Here is a 16,797-nt window from a genome sequence, read left to right as displayed (position 1 = left end):
CAGGAAATATGCAGGTTCGAAACAATATTCAAAACAACGTGGCACCGCTGAACGAGCGGTTCACCGTGGTGGTGATCTCCCACAACCGCAGCGCATTCCTGCGGCGTACATTGCATTACTACAGCAGCTATCCGTGTTCGGTACTGGTGCTTGATTCGTCGGTTGAGCGCGATGAGCAAATCGCCCGGGATTTTCCCTCGGTCGATTATCGACACTTGCCTCAGTTCACCTACAAGGGGCTGCAGGACAAACTGGTGTACGGCGTCAATCAGGTCACGACGCCGTACATGGTGTTTGCCGCCGATGACGATTTCCTGCTGCACGATGCGTTGACCGAATCGGTGGAGTTTCTCGAGGCCAACCCCGACTATGGCCTGTGCCATGGCTACGGGATCATGTATCTGTCCTGCGCGACTGAAGTGAATTACTTCCGTCGCGATCGCAAGGTGCATGAGGATTACAACAGCGAGCTGGCCGAAGACCGGGTCATCCGCTTCATGGATCAGTTCCTGCCGCCATTTTATGCCGTGACCCGCACTGATCTGCTGCAACAGTGGTATGGCCTGTTGCCGCCGGGCACCAGTTTCGAATGGCAGGAGATCGGCCACACCTTTTATCTGCTGGCCTGCGCCAAGGCGCGGATCCTGCCGATTCCATTCGCCGTTCGTGAACTCAACTACGGCGGTTCGGAACACAACACCAACGTGTTGACCGTGCTCAGCTACAAGGACGCAAAAAGCGTTGCCGAGCGTGAGCAATTCGCCGAGTTCCTGGCGTCCCTTCCAACACCGCTGCGCGAGCAGGCTCCGGGGCGGGTCAAGCAGATTGCCCTGGACAGCTTCGCGGCCATGGCTGACTGCCTGCTGCAGGGGCGCTCACTCAAAGGCACTCAGATCATTCGTTCGGCCTGGTTGGAGGCCGGTGGCGAGCCGGTTCGTTCGTTTGGCCCGCAACAATTTGTCGAGATGCCTTTTTACAACCTGCGTGTATTCGATCTTTTGACCGAGTTTGAATTCCTGTTGCACGCCATGCCGGCCGGTCGCCTGCAGCTTCAGCAGTTGGAAGGTATTTTGCTGCGCCAGCATGAACTGATGCGCGTGCACCCTAATGACAACGAGCGCACGGTGCGCAGTCGTTTGTGGGAGGCCCAAGGCCTGTATGCGTTCAACCGTACCGTGGTCAAGCGCTTGGCCGAATCGTTGAAGAGCAGCGATGAGCCTGAGGAGGCGGTGAAGTTGCAAGCCTGGGCCGAGCGACTGGACGCGCTACCGGGTCAGCAGGATCGCCTGTTGCTGGAAAACATGCACTCCGGTCGTCTGTTGAACTGGCTTGAGGCACGTAGTCCAGATGCACAACAGCTCAAGTCCATCGCGGCTCACCTGGCTGAGCACCAAGGTGGACCGCGATTCGGCATCCTCTTGCTGGATCTGGACGCTGACATGTTCAAGCTGCAGGCCACCTTCGACAGCCTGGTCAACGGCCACTGCAAGGCGTTCAATGTGGTGGTATTCACCACCGGCGCTTTACCAGCGACCACCTCGGTACATGACACCGTGCACTTCGTTAAAGTCAGCACGACTAATTATGTCGATCGCATCAACCAGGTCATTGAACAGTCCACCGCCGACTGGATGGTGCTGGTCGAGGCCGGTGATCAGTTCACCCAAAACGGCCTGCTGCGCGCCAGCCTAGAGTTGATCGGTGCCGAAGGTGTGCGCGCCGTGGCCATGGATGAAATCCAGCGCAAGGCTGACGGCAGCCTCACCGACGTGTTCCGTCCGGGCGTCAACCTCGATCTGCTGCAATCGGTGCCCTCGTTGATGGCGCGTCACTGGCTGATTCGCCGTGATGTACTGGCCCAGGCTCGCGGCTTTACCGCTGAATACACTCAGGCCCTGGAGCTGGATCTGTTGTTGCGCCTGATTGAAGACGCAGGGTTGGGCGGCCTGGCACACCTGGCCGAGCCGTTGTTGATCTGCAATGCTCCGGCAGAGGAAGAGAATCCTCAGGAGCGTCAGGTCCTGACACGTCACCTGGCTGCCCGAGGATATCGTGCCCAAGTCACCTCGGCACAGCCGCTGACGTACCAGATCGATTACCAGCACGCCGAGCGGCCCTTGGTATCGATCATTCTCGAAAGTCGGGACAACTTTGAACAAGTCCAGCAGGCTCTGGTCAGCGTGTTGCAGCGCACGCGCTATCATCGCCATGAAATTCTGATCGCGGACAATCATAGCCAGTCCGAAGCGTTGGCCCAGTGGCTAGACAGTCTGGAAGGGAAGGGCGATCGGATCCGCATCCTGCGCAGCGACCGACGCCTCAGTGCCTCGGCCCTGAACAACTGGGCGAGTGCCCAGGCCAAAGGGGAGTACCTGGTCCTACTGTCGTCCCAGGTGCAGGTGGTCAATTCCAACTGGCTCGACAGTCTGCTCAATCAGGCCCAGCGGCCTGAAGTGGGGATCGTCGGCAGCAAACAAATGGAGATACGCGGTATCACGACCCAGGCTGGCCTGGTGCTCGCTCCCGACGGCCAGGTGAACTCGGTATTTGTGGGCGAACGCAAGGACGCCAAGGGTTACCTCAACGGCCACCAAGTGGAGCAGAACTACTCGGCGGTGTCCGGCGTTTGCCTGATGATCCGCAAGGATTTGTTCGAAGCCGTTGGCGGCCTGGACGAGGAACATTTCGGCGAGGCCTTTGCCGATGTCGACCTATGCCTGAAAATCGCCGACGCGGGTTATCTCACGGTCTGGACACCCCAGGCCCAGATGCTGCACGCAGGTACGTTCCCCGACGCGCCGGAGGCGGCCGATGCCTTGCGCAAAAAGTGGCAGGCGCGCTTCGACCATGACGCGGCTCGTAATCCGAACCTTGCCTTGACCGGCACCGGTTTTGCGCTGGGCACCGCCACGGTTGTCGACTGGGCGCGGTTGCTCGCATAAGCCTGCCAGGCAAAAGGAATCAGGGTATGTTCAACGGTAAATCGATTTTCATCTCAGGCGGCACTGGCTCGTTCGGGCGCAATTTCATCCGCCGGTTACTGGAGCAATACCAGCCCAAGCGTGTGGTGGTGTTTTCCCGCGACGAACTCAAGCAGTACGAGATGCAACAAACCTTCAATGCCCCGTGCATGCGTTATTTTCTGGGGGACGTGCGTGACGCCGATCGTCTGCGCCAGGCCATGCGTGGCATCGATTATGTGGTGCATGCGGCGGCCCTCAAACAGGTGCCGGCGGCGGAATACAATCCCACCGAGTGCATTCGCACCAACGTCAATGGCGCAGAAAACATCATTGCGGCGGCCATCGACAACGGCGTGACGAAAGTCGTTGCGCTGTCCACTGACAAAGCGGCCAGCCCAATTAACCTGTACGGCGCGACCAAGTTGCTGTCAGACAAACTGTTCGTGGCGGCCAACAATATCGCGGGTGAACAGCAGACCCGGTTCGCCGTGGTGCGCTATGGCAATGTCGCCGGTTCGCGAGGCTCGGTGGTGCCGTTCTTCAGCAAGTTGATCGCAGAGGGTGTGACGGAGCTGCCAATCACGGATGAACGCATGACCCGTTTCTGGATCACTCTCGACCACGGCGTGCAGTTTGTGCTCGATAGCTTTGGCCGCATGCACGGCGGTGAAGTCTTTGTGCCGAAAATTCCGTCGATTCGTATTGTCGATCTGGCGTTGGGCATGGCTGGGCATTTGCCTCACAAGAACGTTGGGATTCGTCCTGGCGAAAAACTTCATGAGCTAATGGTGCCGCTCGATGACGCGCGCATGACCATCGAGTTTGCCGATCACTACACCATCCAGCCGTCGATTCGCTTTACCAGCGTGGATGTGGATTTCGCGCTGGACAATCTGGGTGAGTGCGGCAAGCCTGTGGCGGAGGATTTCGAATATCGCTCCGACACCAATCCGCACTTTTTGTCGGTGGATCAGATTGCCGACCTTCATGCCCGGTTGCCGACATGATTCCCTACGGTCGGCAAAGCCTCGATCAAGCTGACATCGATGCGGTGGTCGCGGTATTGCACTCCGATTGGCTGACCCAGGGGCCGACTCTTGAGCGTTTCGAACAGGCCATGGCCCTCCGTTGCCAGGCCGATCACGCCGTGGCGGTGTGCAATGCGACCGCCGCGCTACATATAGCCTGCGTGGCGGCGGGGCTAGGGCCAGGTGATCGTTTATGGACTACCCCCAATACCTTCTTGGCTTCGGCCAACTGCGGGCGTTATTGCGGCGCGCAGGTCGATTTTGTCGATATCGATCCGCTGACCTGGAATCTCGATGCCCACGCCCTTACCACAAAGCTTGAAGAGGCCGAGCGCGATGGGAGTCTGCCCAAAGTGTTGGTGGCGGTGGCATTCTCGGGACAAAGCTGTGACATGCGCAGAATCGGCCAGCTATCCGAGCGATACGACTTCACAGTGATCGAGGATGCTTCCCATGCAGTGGGGGCGTCTTATGCGGGCCGACCAGTGGGCTGTGGCGAATTCGCGGACATGACAGTGTTTAGTTTCCATCCGGTGAAAATCATCACGAGCGCCGAAGGCGGCATGGTCCTGACCAATCGCCCGGACCTGGCACAGCGCCTGCAACGCCTGCGCAGCCACGGAATGACCCGCGACGCCGGTCAAATGACCGAGCCCAGCCATGGGCCGTGGTACTACCAGCAAGTCGAGTTGGGTTTCAATTACCGCATGACAGACCTGCAGGCCGCGCTGGGGCTCTCGCAGTTGAACAAGTTGGATGCGTTTATCGCACGGCGCCGTGAGTTGGCAGCGCGATACCATCGTTTGCTGGGCGGTTTGCCATTGACCTTGCCGGGCTTCCAGCCCGAGGCGGAGTCGGCCTGGCATTTGTATGTGGTGCGCTTGCAACTTGATGGCATCACCCTCAGCCACCTTCAGGTATTCGAGGGCTTGCGCGCGGCCGGGATTGGCGTAAACCTGCATTACATTCCGGTTCATTTGCAACCGTATTACCGTGACCTGGGATTCGCAACAGGTGATTTTCCCCAGGCCGAACGTTATTACAGCGAAGCGATCAGCTTGCCCATGTTCCCCTCCCTCAGTGATGAACAGCAGGACTATGTGGTCGAGCAACTACACCGATTGCTTGAGGAGTAACGACACGTGAGCGCAGTCGCGATCATTCCTGCCCGTGGCGGCAGCAAGCGGATCCCGCGCAAGAACCTGAAGCTGTTCGATGGCGTCCCGATGATCGTTCGCTCGATTCGTACAGCCCTGGCGTCACGGTTGTTCGATGATGTGATCGTCAGTACCGACGACGAAGAGCTCGCTGAGCTGGCGCAGGTCCATGGTGCGCAGGTGCCGTTCATGCGACCGGCGACGTTGGCCGATGATTTCACGGGGACGGCGGCGGTGATTGCCCATGCCTTGGGCGAATTGCATGAGCGCTCGTTCGATTTTGCCTGTTGCATCTATGCCACTGCGCCGCTGCTGCAGGCTCGGTTTCTGCAGCAGGGACTGGAGTTGTTGCGTGAGCATCCTGACAAGTCGTTCGCATTCTCGGTGACGGGCTTCGGTTTTCCCGTGCAACGCGCTTTGACCCTGGATGAGCAAGGGGCGCTGACCCCGCTTTATCCGCAGTTTCGCGACACGCGTTCCCAGGACCTGCCCGAAGCGTTTCAAGACGCCGGCCAATTCTACTGGGGGCGCCGGGAGGCTTGGTTGCGCGGTGATAAATTGTTTTCACCCAGCAGCTTGCCGGTGGTCCTGCCTCGCCATCTGGTGCAGGACATCGACACACTCGAAGATTGGAAGCGGGCCGAATACCTCTATGCGGCATTGAAAGCTAGCGGTGAGCTGCAATGAGAATTCTGATCCGCGCCGACGCTTCGCTAACCATCGGCAGTGGACACATTGCCCGCTGCCTGACCTTGGCTCGCGTGTTGCGTGAGCAGGGGACGCATGTCGCGTTTGCTTGCCGCCAGTTACCGGGGCATCGTCTGCAAGCGTTGGCGTCCGAGGGCTTCGAGACGTTTGCCCTGCCGGATTCTTATCCTGGGGAAGACCCGCAGCAGGCCATCGAGTCCTTGTTGCCCTGGCAGGCGGACATCACGGCGTTGGAGCAGGCACTAGGCGGCCAGTCTGGTTTCGACTGGATCATCGTCGACCATTACGGCCTGGATCATCGTTGGCAAACTGCCGCCCGGCGCTTTGCGCCAAGGATCATGGCAGTGGACGACTTGGCCACCCGCACTTATGACGTTGATTTACTGCTCAACCAGAACCTGTCCGGGACCCGCGCTGCCTACTCGGGTTTGTTGCCAGAGCATTGCCAGGCGCTGCTGGGGCCGCGTTATTCGCTGTTGCGAGATGAGTTTCGCAGCGGGGCGATTACCATAAAACCCAAGGCCAGGCGCGTGCTGGTGAACTTCGGTGGGTTTGACGCGGCGATGCAGACCCACCGTGCCATGCTCGCGCTGGCGGATTTCGATGAGCTTGAAGTCGATTTTGTCGCGGGTGCCGACAACCCGGCCTGGGCTCAGATGCAGGGGATGGCGGCGAGTCGACCTTATTGGCGCCTGCACAGCTTTGTCAGCCATTTCCATCAGCTCATGATCGACGCCGATCTGTTCATTGGCGCCGGTGGTGGTACCAGTTGGGAGCGCGCCGCAATGGGGTTGCCAACAATTTGCATCGCGGTATCGAATAATCAGCAGGCCAATGGTGAAGTGATGGCGATCTCCGGAGCCCATATTTATCTCGGTCGCCACGAGGAGGTCAGTGTCGAACAGTTACGGCAGGCCATTGGGTTTGTCGCAGGCAATCAAGACCTGCGCAGAAGTTTGGCCGAGCGCTCCCGGCAACTGGTCGATGGCTTGGGCGTCCAACGGGTCGCTGTCGCGTTGGCCGGTGCAGTGTTGCGAGTTCGCCCGGCCACACAAGACGACGCCCAATTGCTTTTTGATGGCCGTAACGCCGAGGCTGTGCGCCGTGTATCGTTGGATACATCGGTGATCGACTGGAGCCGCCATTGCCAATGGCTGCAAACAAGCCTGATCAATGCGCAACGCCTGTTACTGATCGGCGAAGCGGCAGATGGCCCGGTGGGCGCATTGCGTTATGACCTGCAGGGTGACGAGGCGCTCGTGTCGATTTATCTGTTCGAAGACCGGATGGGGCTGGGGTGGGGCAAAGCGTTGCTGGCCCGTGGCGAAGCGTTTGCTGCTGTCCACTGGCCTCAACTGCGGGCTCTTACCGCGCACGTCCTGCCGGCCAATCAAACCTCCCTGAGCCTGTTTCGCCAGGCCGGTTTTATTCAGAGTACTTGCGTGCTCACGCGCGTATTGAAGGACCACCCTCATGAGTAGTTTCAAAGTCGGCCACCGTACCATCGGGGCGGAGGCGCCGCCGTTCATCATTGCCGAGATGAGTGGCAACCATAACCAGTCCCTGGAGTTGGCATTGCAGATCGTCGAGGCCGCTGCCCGGGCAGGGGCACACGCCTTGAAGCTGCAGACCTACACTGCCGATACCATGACGCTGGATCTGAGCGAGGGCGAATTTTTCATCAAGGACCCTAACAGTCTCTGGGCTGGAACGTCGCTTTATGATCTGTATGAAAAAGCCCATACGCCCTGGGAATGGCATGCGCCGATTTTTGCCCGGGCCAAGGCGTTGGGCATGCTGGCGTTCTCGACCCCGTTCGACGAAACAGCGGTGGATTTTCTTGAAAGCCTGGATGTGCCGGCCTACAAAATCGCCAGTTTCGAAAACACTGACCTGCCACTGATCCGCCGGGTCGCCGCTACTGGCAAACCGCTGATCATTTCCACCGGCATGGCCAGCATTGCCGAACTCGACGATACCGTGCGCGCCGCCCGGGAGGCCGGTTGCAAGGACCTGGTGTTGCTCAAATGCACCAGTACCTATCCGGCCACGCCGGCCAACAGCAATGTGCGCACGATTCCCCATCTGCGAGAGCTATTCGGTTGTGAAGTGGGATTGTCTGATCACTCCATGGGCGTCGGAGTGTCTGTTGCCGCCGTGGCATTGGGCGCGACCGTGGTGGAAAAGCATTTCACCCTTGATCGCGCGGCCGGTGGGGTGGACGCCAGTTTTTCCCTGGAACCGTTGGAACTGGCGGCGCTGGTCGTCGAAACCGAACGCGCCTGGCAGGCCATGGGGCAGGTGCACTATGGCGTGACTGAGGCCGAGCGCAAGTCGCTGGTCTACCGCCGTTCGCTGTACGTGACGCAGGATATGAACCCCGGCGAAGCCTTCACGCCGCAAAACGTCCGGGCTATCCGCCCGGGCCTGGGACTGGCCCCCAAACATGCGGATGCGTTGATGGGGCGTCGAGCTCGCGAGGCCATCAAGCGTGGTACGCCAGTGGCCTGGTCGCTGGTTGAATAGCTTTTTGAGTGAGCTTTATCGGCAAAATAGCGTGACCTGCGAGTCATAACGCGCATCTTCACTGTATTGTATTGACCGGGAAGATGGCGCCTGGCCCTTATCAGGCCCAGTGATAGCCCTTTACACTTCCCGTTTGTCGGCGCCCCTCGATTCCTTGCGAGCGGTGGTATTGGGCTGTTTTTGATTGGGAAGCCGTAATGATTGGCATAAAAAGCATTGCGAGCTACGTTCCTGTAGCCGGCGTGGACAATTACGCACAAGGTGCGAAGTTTGAAAAGGATGAAGAGTTCATCCTGGGCAAGATCGGTTCGGCCTTCTTGCCACGCAAGGATGACGGGCAGGAAACCTCGGACCTGTGTGTCGAAGCGGTCAATGCGCTGTTTGCCAACAACCCCGGCCTGAAACGCGAATCCATCGACGTGCTGATCGTTGTCACCCAGAACGGCGATGAAGAAGGCTTGCCGCACACGGCGGCTATCGTCCAGGACAAACTCGGCTTGCCGACCACCGTGGCGGCGTTCGACATCTCCCTGGGGTGTTCGGGTTATGTCTATGGCATCTACGCCATCAAGGGCTTCATGGAGGCCGCTGGCCTGAAGAATGGCCTGTTGGTGACGGCTGATCCGTATTCGAAAATCGTCGACCCGGAAGACCGCAACACCACGATGCTGTTTGGCGACGCCGCCACCGCCACCTGGATGGGTGAAGATGCGCCGTGGCAACTGGGTAAGGCCAAGTTCGGCACCGACGGTTCCGGCGCGCCGCACCTGAAGGTCAGCGACGGCGTGTTCTTTATGAATGGCCGCCAGGTGTTCAACTTCGCCTTGCTCAAGGTGCCGGCCCATCTGCATGAGTTGCTCGCCGATTCCGATCTGCAAGCCAGCGACATTGATGCGTTTTGCATTCACCAGGGCAGTGCGGCGATTGTCGATGCCGTGGCGCGGCGTTTCGAGGGCGAGCCGGAGAAGTTCATCAAGGATATGGTCGAGACCGGGAACACCGTGTCGTCGAGCATTCCGTTATTGCTGGAAAAGCACGTGCTCGATTCCGATTGGAAACGCGTAGCCTTGAGTGGTTTCGGCGTAGGCCTGTCCTGGGGCTCGGCGATCATCTATCGCCCGTGAGCCACTAAAACCCGGGCACAAAAATAGCGTCCAAGGTGTAACCTTGAACGCTATTTTTTTGCCTGATCGAAAAGCGAGGCGCCATGAGCGAGTTTTTTCAGCGCAATCTCCAGGTGATCGAGCAACGCTGGCCGGCGCTGGCCGAGCGGCTGCTGCTGGAGGATGCTGGTGCGTTGCAGGCGGATCTGGTCGAGGGGCTTGGATCGACCTTGAGCATCAATGGCATTCAGTTGACCAGCCGCCATGACCGTCTCGCCGAGGCTGACCTGCAAGCCGCCAGCCTACCGCCGGACGCCGCCGTTGTGCATGTCTATGGCACCGGATTGGGGGACCTGCAAAACCATATGCTGGAGCGGGCAGGGGTTGAACGCCTGTACGTGCATATCCTCAATGGCTCAGTGTTTGCCCTGGTGCTGCAGTTGCTGGATCAATCGCCATGGCTTGCCGACTCGCGGGTCGAATTGCTCTATGCAGGCGATCTGGCGGAAATCCAGCTGCCGTTTTTCGCATTACCCGCCGAGTTGGTGCTGGCCGATGATTTCAATGCAAAAATTCGCGACCGATTGATCAGTGAAATCCATCTGGCCTTCAGTAACCGGGAATTCGACCCCAAGGCGCCGGAGATCATCGAGCGCCTGCAAGCCACTTTCAATCTCGTGCAAACGGATCACGACGTCACCGAGCTGTTTGGCTCCTTCAATGGACGGGAGGCGTTTGTCATTGCCACCGGACCCAGCCTTGAGCAGCACTTCGAAACATTGCGCAAGCTGAATGACCAGGCCGAGCGGCCGCTATTGATTTGCGTCGATACGGCCTACCGACCGTTGATCAACCACGGCATTCGACCGGATGTCGTGGTCAGCATTGATCAACGCATCTCGGCGCGCCATCTCCCCCCTGAAGACACCGGCGATATTGCACTGGTTTACCTGCCAATGGCTGACCCCTCAGTGATTGAAGCCTGGCAGGGGTCACGTTATGTTGGTTATTCCGCCAGCCCCATCTATCACCAGATACGACAGCTACTGCGCCGAGGCGAGCTGTACGTGGGCGGGAGCGTGATTCATCCGGCGGTGGACCTGGCGGTGAAAATGGGCGCGGCGCAAATCACCCTCTTCGGCGCTGACTTTGCTTTTCCCCATGACAAAACCCATGCCGGCTGGGGCGACGGTGATCTGGGGCCACAACTGGGCGTGGCAAAACACTGGGTGCTCGATGGTCATGGGCAGCGGGTCAAGACTCAGCTCAACTTCCGTAGTTATCTGTGTGAGCTGGAGCGATTTATCGCCGGGCATCCCCAAGTGCGTTTCTATAACAGCAGTCGGGACGGGGCGCGGATCGTCGGCGCTGATTTCCATCCGGAGTACGTGCAATGACCGGGTTTCAAGGGGTAATCGATGATGCGCGTGAGTGCGCACGGCTGTTTCGCCTGGGGCGGGATGTCGAGGCGGGGCTGGCGATGGTTGCATTGGTCGAGGCGGCTCAGCCGTTGGTCGCGCTTATGCCGAGCGACGTCCAGTCATCGTGGAACGGGCTGCTGGGGCTGATGTTCAACGATCAGCAGGCTCAGAACTGGCTTTCGCTGGCGGACTATCTTGAATACGAATGGGCTGAACTGTTGACCGCTGGTCAGGCGGTGTAATTCCTTTTCTTGATGAGCTGGCGCCGCTGCCCAAGCGAATCGCGCCCCCGGCATTTCCCTGGCGTCATTTTTTCACCTGTCGATCGCTGCCAAGCCCTTGATTTATGAGGGGTGGCACCCTGATGGCAAAATTTTTGAAAAAACCGCTAAAGCAAGTTCCGATTACGACGATAACTATTACGAAGGTTCTCTAGGCCACACCCGGCGGTTGCCAGGGCCGGAAGCCGCAGTACCCAACCAACGAGGAATTCGTCATGGCTTTAACAGTAAACACTAACGTCACATCGTTGAACGTTCAGAAGAACCTGAACAAGGCTTCCGATGCTCTGTCCACTTCGATGACCCGTCTGTCTTCCGGCCTGAAAATCAACAGCGCCAAAGACGACGCCGCCGGCCTGCAGATCTCTACCCGTATGACCTCGCAAATCCGCGGTCAGACTGTTGCGATCAAGAACGCCAACGATGGTATCTCCATCGCTCAGACCGCTGAAGGCGCTCTGCAGGAATCCACTAACATCCTGCAGCGTATGCGTGAACTGGCTGTCCAGGCTCGAAACGACAACAACGGCACTGCTGACCGTGATGCTCTGAACAAAGAATTTGCTCAGATGTCGGACGAACTGACCCGTATCGCTGATTCGACCAACCTGAACGGCAAGAACCTGATCGACGGTTCCGCTGGCACCATGACCTTCCAGGTCGGCTCCAACACCGGTGCTACCAACCAGATCACTCTGACCCTGAGCGACAGCTTCGACGCTGCGACCCTGAGCGTTGACTCTGCTGCCATCGCGATCAGTGCTGCAGACAGTGCTGAGGCTGAAACCAACACTGCAGCTGCAATCGACGCGATCGACGCTGCTCTGGCGACCATCAACGCCAGTCGTGCGGACCTCGGTGCTGCCCAGAACCGTCTGACCAGCACCATCTCCAACCTGCAGAACATCAACGAAAACGCCGCTGCTGCACTGGGTCGCGTACAAGACACCGACTTCGCTGCTGAAACTGCCCAGCTGACCAAGCAGCAGACTCTGCAACAGGCTTCCACTTCGGTTCTGGCCCAGGCCAACCAACTGCCATCCGCTGTACTGAAGCTGCTTCAGTAATAGCCGGATGAGTTTTAGCGGGGGAGTGCGCTTGCGTACTCTCTCGCTTTTTCCGTTCAAGAGGTGATGGACATGGATATGAGCGTGAAGCTGAACTTGTCTTATCCAGCTGCGAAGCCGGCGACGACATTTGCCGACAAACCAGTGGAAAAGCCTCGAGCCGATGCTGCCACCGTGGTACCGGTCAAGGATGAGCCGAAAGACGCTGTGGCCGAGCAAGAGAAATTGAAGAGGGCGGTTCAGGAAATTGAAACCTTCGTTCAGTCGGTCAAGCGCAACCTGGAGTTCTCAATCGATGAGCCTTCAGGCAAAGTAGTTGTCAAAGTGATTGCCAGTGGTTCCGGTGAAGTGATTCGCCAGATCCCTAATGAAGAAGTGCTTAAACTGGCGAACAGTTTGAATGATGCAAGCAGCCTGTTGTTCAGCGCGCAAGCCTGACAGCTGGCACGAATTTTGTTCTTTGGTTCTTTTGAGCGGTTGTAAAGGTCAAAAGGCCGGCGGCACACTGAAGGGAGTCCCATATGGCAAGTCCAATTCTACCTGGCTTGGGTCTAGGCTCTGGCCTTGATACCGGTGCTATCGTCAAGGCATTGGTGGATTCTGACAAAGCAGCCAAGCAAGGTCAGATTGACCGTGCCACCAAGATCAATACCTCCAATATTTCCGGGATTGGCACCCTGAAGTCCCTGTTGGCTACCTTCCAGTCTACGTTGAAGGCCTTGGGCAGCACGACCACCCCTCAATTTACCGGCGTTGCCGCCACTTCGGCCAATACCAGTGCATTGACGGTGACGGCGGGCAACTCGGCGGTAAGCGGTACCTACACGGTAAACGTCACGCAACTGGCCACCTCTTCAAAAGTAGCGACGGCTGCTTTTGCCGGTGGGGCTAGCAGTGCGGTGGCGACCGGTACGCTGACTATCAGTCAGGGGGGGACGAATTACGCCCTTGATATCCCAGCTGATTCGACGCTGCAGTCGGTTCGGGACGCCATCAACAGCAAGTACTCGTCCAGCGGTCTGACTGCCAACATCGTGACCGACAGCTTTGGTTCACGCCTGGTGGTCGGCTCGACTAAAACCGGTGCGGGTAATGATATCTCCCTCAGCGGTATTGCCAGCCTTGCGGCTGACGGCTCCGTTCCAATGGTCTCGCCACCTACCGCGAATTCTTCAGGGTCTCTGGGGCTTGCCCAGGACGCCAAGTTCACAGTTGACGGTCTGGAGATGAGCAGCCCGACCAACAAGCTGGATAACGTGGTCTCGGGCTTGAGCATGACGTTACTCGTCGAGGACACTGGCCCGACAATCGTTACCGTCGCTACCAACGCCGACGGCCTGAAAGCTTCGATCCAGAAGTTCGTCGATGCTTATAACGCTGTTGCGAAGGCCGTGACGTCCCTGACCAAGCCGACCACAGATGCTGAGGGTAACTCGGTTCCAGCGGCCTTGACCGGTGACTCGTTGCCTCGCTCGCTTTTGGCGGCCATTCGCGCACCTTTGTCTGAGGCTGGCGCAGGTGACAAGCTGACCGTTCTTTCCCAGTTGGGAATCACCACCAATCAGACGACCGGAGCGCTGGATTTCGACAGTGGGAAATTCACCACTGCGTTGAATGACAAGCAGTTGGGTGGGGAGATCCAAACACTGTTCGTAGGTGAGAATGGCCTGCTTGAGCGCATGGATAAGGCCATCAAGCCGTACACTGAAGGCAAAACGGGTGCGGGTGGTATCGGGGGCTCAGAGGCCATCCTGACTACTCGCTCCAAGAACCTCGACATCATCAAGACGAAGCTGTTCGAAGATCAGCAGGCTCTTGATCGCCGCATCGAAACCCTCACCGCCGTACTGACCAAAAAGTACAACGACATGGACACCCTGGTCGGCAGGCTGAAAGCCACCGCCAGCAACATCACCTCCATGTTCGAAGCGATGACGGCACAGCAGAAAAACAGCTGATTTTCGACCGATGCAAAAAGCCCGGCAACGTTTTGACAACGTTCCGGGCTTTCGGCTTTTCGACCTAAAGTTTTTTGACGCAGCGTCGATACGCTGTTTATACGAACCGAAGTTTTTTGATGAGGTAGAACATGAATCCGATGTTAGCCCTTCGCCAATACCAGAAGATTGGCGCCCAGGCGCAAACCTCCGAAGCAAGTCCCCATCGTCTGGTGCAGATGCTGATGGAGGGTGGGCTGGATCGCATTGCCCAGGCCAAGGGTGCGATGGAGCGCAAGGATATCGCCAACAAAGGCGTACTGATCAGTAAGGCAATCGGCATTATCGGCGGTTTGCGTGAAGGCTTGGACCTGGAAAACCAGGCCGAGTCGGTAACCGAGCTGGATAACCTCTACACCTACATGATGAAACGCCTGGCCGAGGCCAACGCCAAGACCGATCCGAAGATCCTCGATGAAGTCGCCGATCTGCTGGGCACGGTCAAGGAAGGTTGGGATGCCATCGCTGTACCGGGTCCGCAATTCTAAGGAGTGCTCTCATGAGTCTTGTCCTGCAGCGAATCGAACAAACCCGTGATGCCTTGGTTGATGCCTTGGCCGAGCGTAACTGGGAAGCCATCGGTCAGTTGGACCTGGCTTGCCGTTCCTGCATGGAAGACGTCCTGAGCGAGTCCCAGGTGGATGAGGCGGCGTTGCGGATCAATCTTGAGGAATTGCTAGGGGTCTATCGGCAATTGCTGGAGGCGGCGACGGGAGAGCGTCAGGCGATCGTCGACGAGATGCAACAGATCCATCAAGCACAGAACGCGGCAAAGGTTTACCATCTGTTCGGTTAATGCTCAGTTAATCCGAGCCTGTTGCGCCATAAATTTGACTGTGCACGGTTTTTTGACTTTACTAGTAGCTGTTTACAGATTGAAGGCGTCTACAGGCATGACAAGTCTGCAAGCGTCTAGCTTGCCCCCTAATTTCGGGCATTGGGTTGACTAGGGAAGTTGCTATTGCATGTGGCGTGAAACCAAAATTCTCCTGATCGATGACGATAGCGTCCGCCGCCGCGACCTGGCGGTGATCTTAAATTTTCTTGGTGAAGAAAATTTACCCTGCGGAAGCCATGACTGGCAGCAGGCCGTCGGCTCTTTGTCGTCCAGTCGCGAGGTCATCTGTGTCCTTATCGGGACCGTGAATGCCCCCGCAACGCTTTTGGGCTTGCTAAAGACACTCTCAACCTGGGATGAGTTCCTTCCGGTTTTGTTAATGGGCGAAAATTCTTCCCTTGACCTGCCTGAAGACCAGCGTCGCCGAGTACTTTCCACGCTCGAAATGCCGCCCAGCTACAGCAAGCTGCTTGATTCGCTGCATCGCGCGCAGGTTTATCGCGAGATGTACGACCAGGCCCGTGAGCGCGGCAGGCATCGCGAACCCAACCTTTTCCGCAGCCTTGTCGGCACCAGCCGGGCGATCCAGCACGTGCGCCAGATGATGCAGCAGGTGGCCGATACCGACGCCAGCGTGCTGATCCTGGGCGAGTCGGGCACGGGCAAGGAAGTGGTTGCGCGCAATCTGCATTACCACTCCAAGCGCCGCGAAGCGCCGTTCGTGCCAGTCAACTGTGGCGCGATTCCGGCCGAGTTGCTGGAGAGCGAGCTGTTTGGCCATGAGAAGGGCGCCTTTACCGGCGCGATCACCAGCCGCGCCGGGCGTTTCGAATTGGCCAATGGCGGTACGCTGTTTCTCGACGAAATCGGCGACATGCCGTTGCCGATGCAGGTCAAGCTGTTGCGGGTCTTGCAGGAGCGCACCTTCGAGCGTGTGGGCAGCAACAAGACCCAGAGCGTCGATGTGCGAATCATTGCTGCCACGCACAAGAACCTCGAGAGCATGATCGAGGTTGGCAGCTTCCGCGAAGACCTCTATTACCGCCTCAACGTTTTCCCGATCGAAATGGCGCCACTGCGTGAGCGCGTCGAAGACATCCCGTTGCTGATGAACGAGCTGATCTCGCGCATGGAGCACGAAAAGCGCGGTTCGATCCGCTTCAACTCGGCGGCGATCATGTCCCTGTGCCGCCATGGCTGGCCGGGCAACGTCCGTGAGCTGGCCAACCTGGTGGAGCGCATGGCGATCATGCACCCGTACGGGGTGATCGGCGTGAATGAATTGCCGAAGAAATTCCGCTACGTCGACGATGAAGACGAGCAAATGGTCGACAGCCTGCGCAGCGATCTGGAGGAGCGGGTGGCAATCAACGGCCATACGCCAGATTTCACCGCCAATGCCTTGTTGCCACCGGAAGGCCTGGATCTCAAGGATTACCTGGGAGGCCTGGAACAAGGGCTGATCCAGCAGGCACTGGACGATGCCAACGGCATCGTGGCCCGCGCCGCAGAACGCTTGCGCATCCGTCGCACCACCCTGGTGGAGAAGATGCGCAAGTACGGCATGAGCCGTCGCGAAGGAGATGAACAGGCGGATGATTGACGCCTGTTTTCCAACCGCCTGATTTTCAGGCGGTTTTTTTTCGGCACGGGTATTGCTATAGCCCTCGCAACGTTCCGTTTAACTGACGGTCAGCCAAGCGAGAGA

15 protein-coding genes are annotated in these 16,797 nt (G+C 58.1%); all 15 read left to right on the top strand.

The genetic code is table 11. The features are described from left to right. Nucleotides 1–8 precede the first annotated feature (8 nt). The 15 genes from CFII68_RS05505 to CFII68_RS05575 all read left to right on the top strand — a co-directional run bounded on the left by CFII68_RS05505 (nucleotide 9) and on the right by CFII68_RS05575 (nucleotide 16,692). Nucleotides 9–2,942, top strand: coding sequence for a TIGR00180 family glycosyltransferase (locus tag CFII68_RS05505; protein WP_018611818.1), 2,934 nt, complete (start codon nucleotides 9–11; stop codon nucleotides 2,940–2,942). 26 nt (nucleotides 2,943–2,968) lie between these two features. Then, nucleotides 2,969–3,970, top strand: coding sequence for a UDP-N-acetylglucosamine 4,6-dehydratase (inverting) (gene pseB, locus CFII68_RS05510; RefSeq protein WP_018611817.1), 1,002 nt, complete (start codon nucleotides 2,969–2,971; stop codon nucleotides 3,968–3,970). Next, nucleotides 3,967–5,127, top strand: coding sequence for a UDP-4-amino-4,6-dideoxy-N-acetyl-beta-L-altrosamine transaminase (gene pseC, locus CFII68_RS05515; RefSeq protein ID WP_018611815.1), 1,161 nt, complete (start codon nucleotides 3,967–3,969; stop codon nucleotides 5,125–5,127). Before pseB ends, pseC begins: the two co-directional genes overlap by 4 nt. A 6-nt stretch (nucleotides 5,128–5,133) precedes the next feature. Beyond that, complete coding sequence (pseF, locus tag CFII68_RS05520; RefSeq protein WP_018611813.1) at nucleotides 5,134–5,835, top strand: pseudaminic acid cytidylyltransferase; 702 nt, start codon at nucleotides 5,134–5,136, stop codon at nucleotides 5,833–5,835. After that, nucleotides 5,832–7,337 (top strand): UDP-2,4-diacetamido-2,4,6-trideoxy-beta-L-altropyranose hydrolase, encoded by a 1,506-nt coding sequence (gene pseG, locus CFII68_RS05525; RefSeq protein ID WP_018611812.1) that lies wholly within the window; start codon nucleotides 5,832–5,834, stop codon nucleotides 7,335–7,337. The genes pseF and pseG overlap by 4 nt, the downstream gene beginning before the upstream one ends. Then, a complete protein-coding gene (gene pseI, locus CFII68_RS05530) occupies nucleotides 7,330–8,382 on the top strand; it encodes a pseudaminic acid synthase (protein WP_018611810.1) in 1,053 nt (350 codons plus the stop codon). Before pseG ends, pseI begins: the two co-directional genes overlap by 8 nt. A gap of 197 nt (nucleotides 8,383–8,579) precedes the next feature. Further along, a complete protein-coding gene (locus tag CFII68_RS05535) occupies nucleotides 8,580–9,506 on the top strand; it encodes a ketoacyl-ACP synthase III (RefSeq protein WP_018611808.1) in 927 nt (308 codons plus the stop codon). A gap of 83 nt (nucleotides 9,507–9,589) precedes the next feature. Continuing rightward, nucleotides 9,590–10,882: a motility associated factor glycosyltransferase family protein gene (locus CFII68_RS05540; RefSeq protein WP_018611806.1), complete on the top strand. Its 1,293-nt coding sequence runs from the start codon at nucleotides 9,590–9,592 to the stop codon at nucleotides 10,880–10,882. Then, nucleotides 10,879–11,148 carry a hypothetical protein gene (locus CFII68_RS05545; RefSeq protein ID WP_018611804.1) on the top strand — a complete coding sequence of 90 codons (270 nt, stop codon included), beginning with the start codon at nucleotides 10,879–10,881 and terminating at the stop codon, nucleotides 11,146–11,148. Before CFII68_RS05540 ends, CFII68_RS05545 begins: the two co-directional genes overlap by 4 nt. Nucleotides 11,149–11,402: 254 nt before the next feature. Beyond that, complete coding sequence (locus CFII68_RS05550; protein ID WP_024617493.1) at nucleotides 11,403–12,254, top strand: flagellin domain-containing protein; 852 nt, start codon at nucleotides 11,403–11,405, stop codon at nucleotides 12,252–12,254. A 72-nt stretch (nucleotides 12,255–12,326) separates the two neighbouring features. Continuing rightward, complete coding sequence (locus CFII68_RS05555) at nucleotides 12,327–12,692, top strand: flagellar protein FlaG (protein ID WP_018611800.1); 366 nt, start codon at nucleotides 12,327–12,329, stop codon at nucleotides 12,690–12,692. A gap of 83 nt (nucleotides 12,693–12,775) precedes the next feature. Next, nucleotides 12,776–14,212 (top strand): flagellar filament capping protein FliD, encoded by a 1,437-nt coding sequence (gene fliD / locus CFII68_RS05560; protein WP_018611798.1) that lies wholly within the window; start codon nucleotides 12,776–12,778, stop codon nucleotides 14,210–14,212. 131 nt (nucleotides 14,213–14,343) lie between these two features. Then, nucleotides 14,344–14,739 carry a flagellar export chaperone FliS gene (fliS, locus tag CFII68_RS05565; protein ID WP_014337156.1) on the top strand — a complete coding sequence of 132 codons (396 nt, stop codon included), beginning with the start codon at nucleotides 14,344–14,346 and terminating at the stop codon, nucleotides 14,737–14,739. 11 nt (nucleotides 14,740–14,750) lie between these two features. Next, nucleotides 14,751–15,047, top strand: a complete 297-nt coding sequence (locus tag CFII68_RS05570) for a hypothetical protein (protein ID WP_014337157.1) — start codon at nucleotides 14,751–14,753, stop codon at nucleotides 15,045–15,047. Between the two features lie 169 nt (nucleotides 15,048–15,216). Further along, the gene (locus CFII68_RS05575; RefSeq protein ID WP_003199076.1) at nucleotides 15,217–16,692 is read left to right on the top strand and encodes a sigma-54 dependent transcriptional regulator; all 1,476 of its coding nucleotides are present in this window, start codon (nucleotides 15,217–15,219) and stop codon (nucleotides 16,690–16,692) included. Nucleotides 16,693–16,797: the final 105 nt, after the last annotated feature.

It is taken from the genome of Pseudomonas sp. CFII68, from assembly GCF_000416195.1.
Lineage (GTDB): Bacteria > Pseudomonadota > Gammaproteobacteria > Pseudomonadales > Pseudomonadaceae > Aquipseudomonas > Aquipseudomonas kilonensis.
This window is presented reverse-complemented; position numbering and strand designations above follow the sequence as displayed.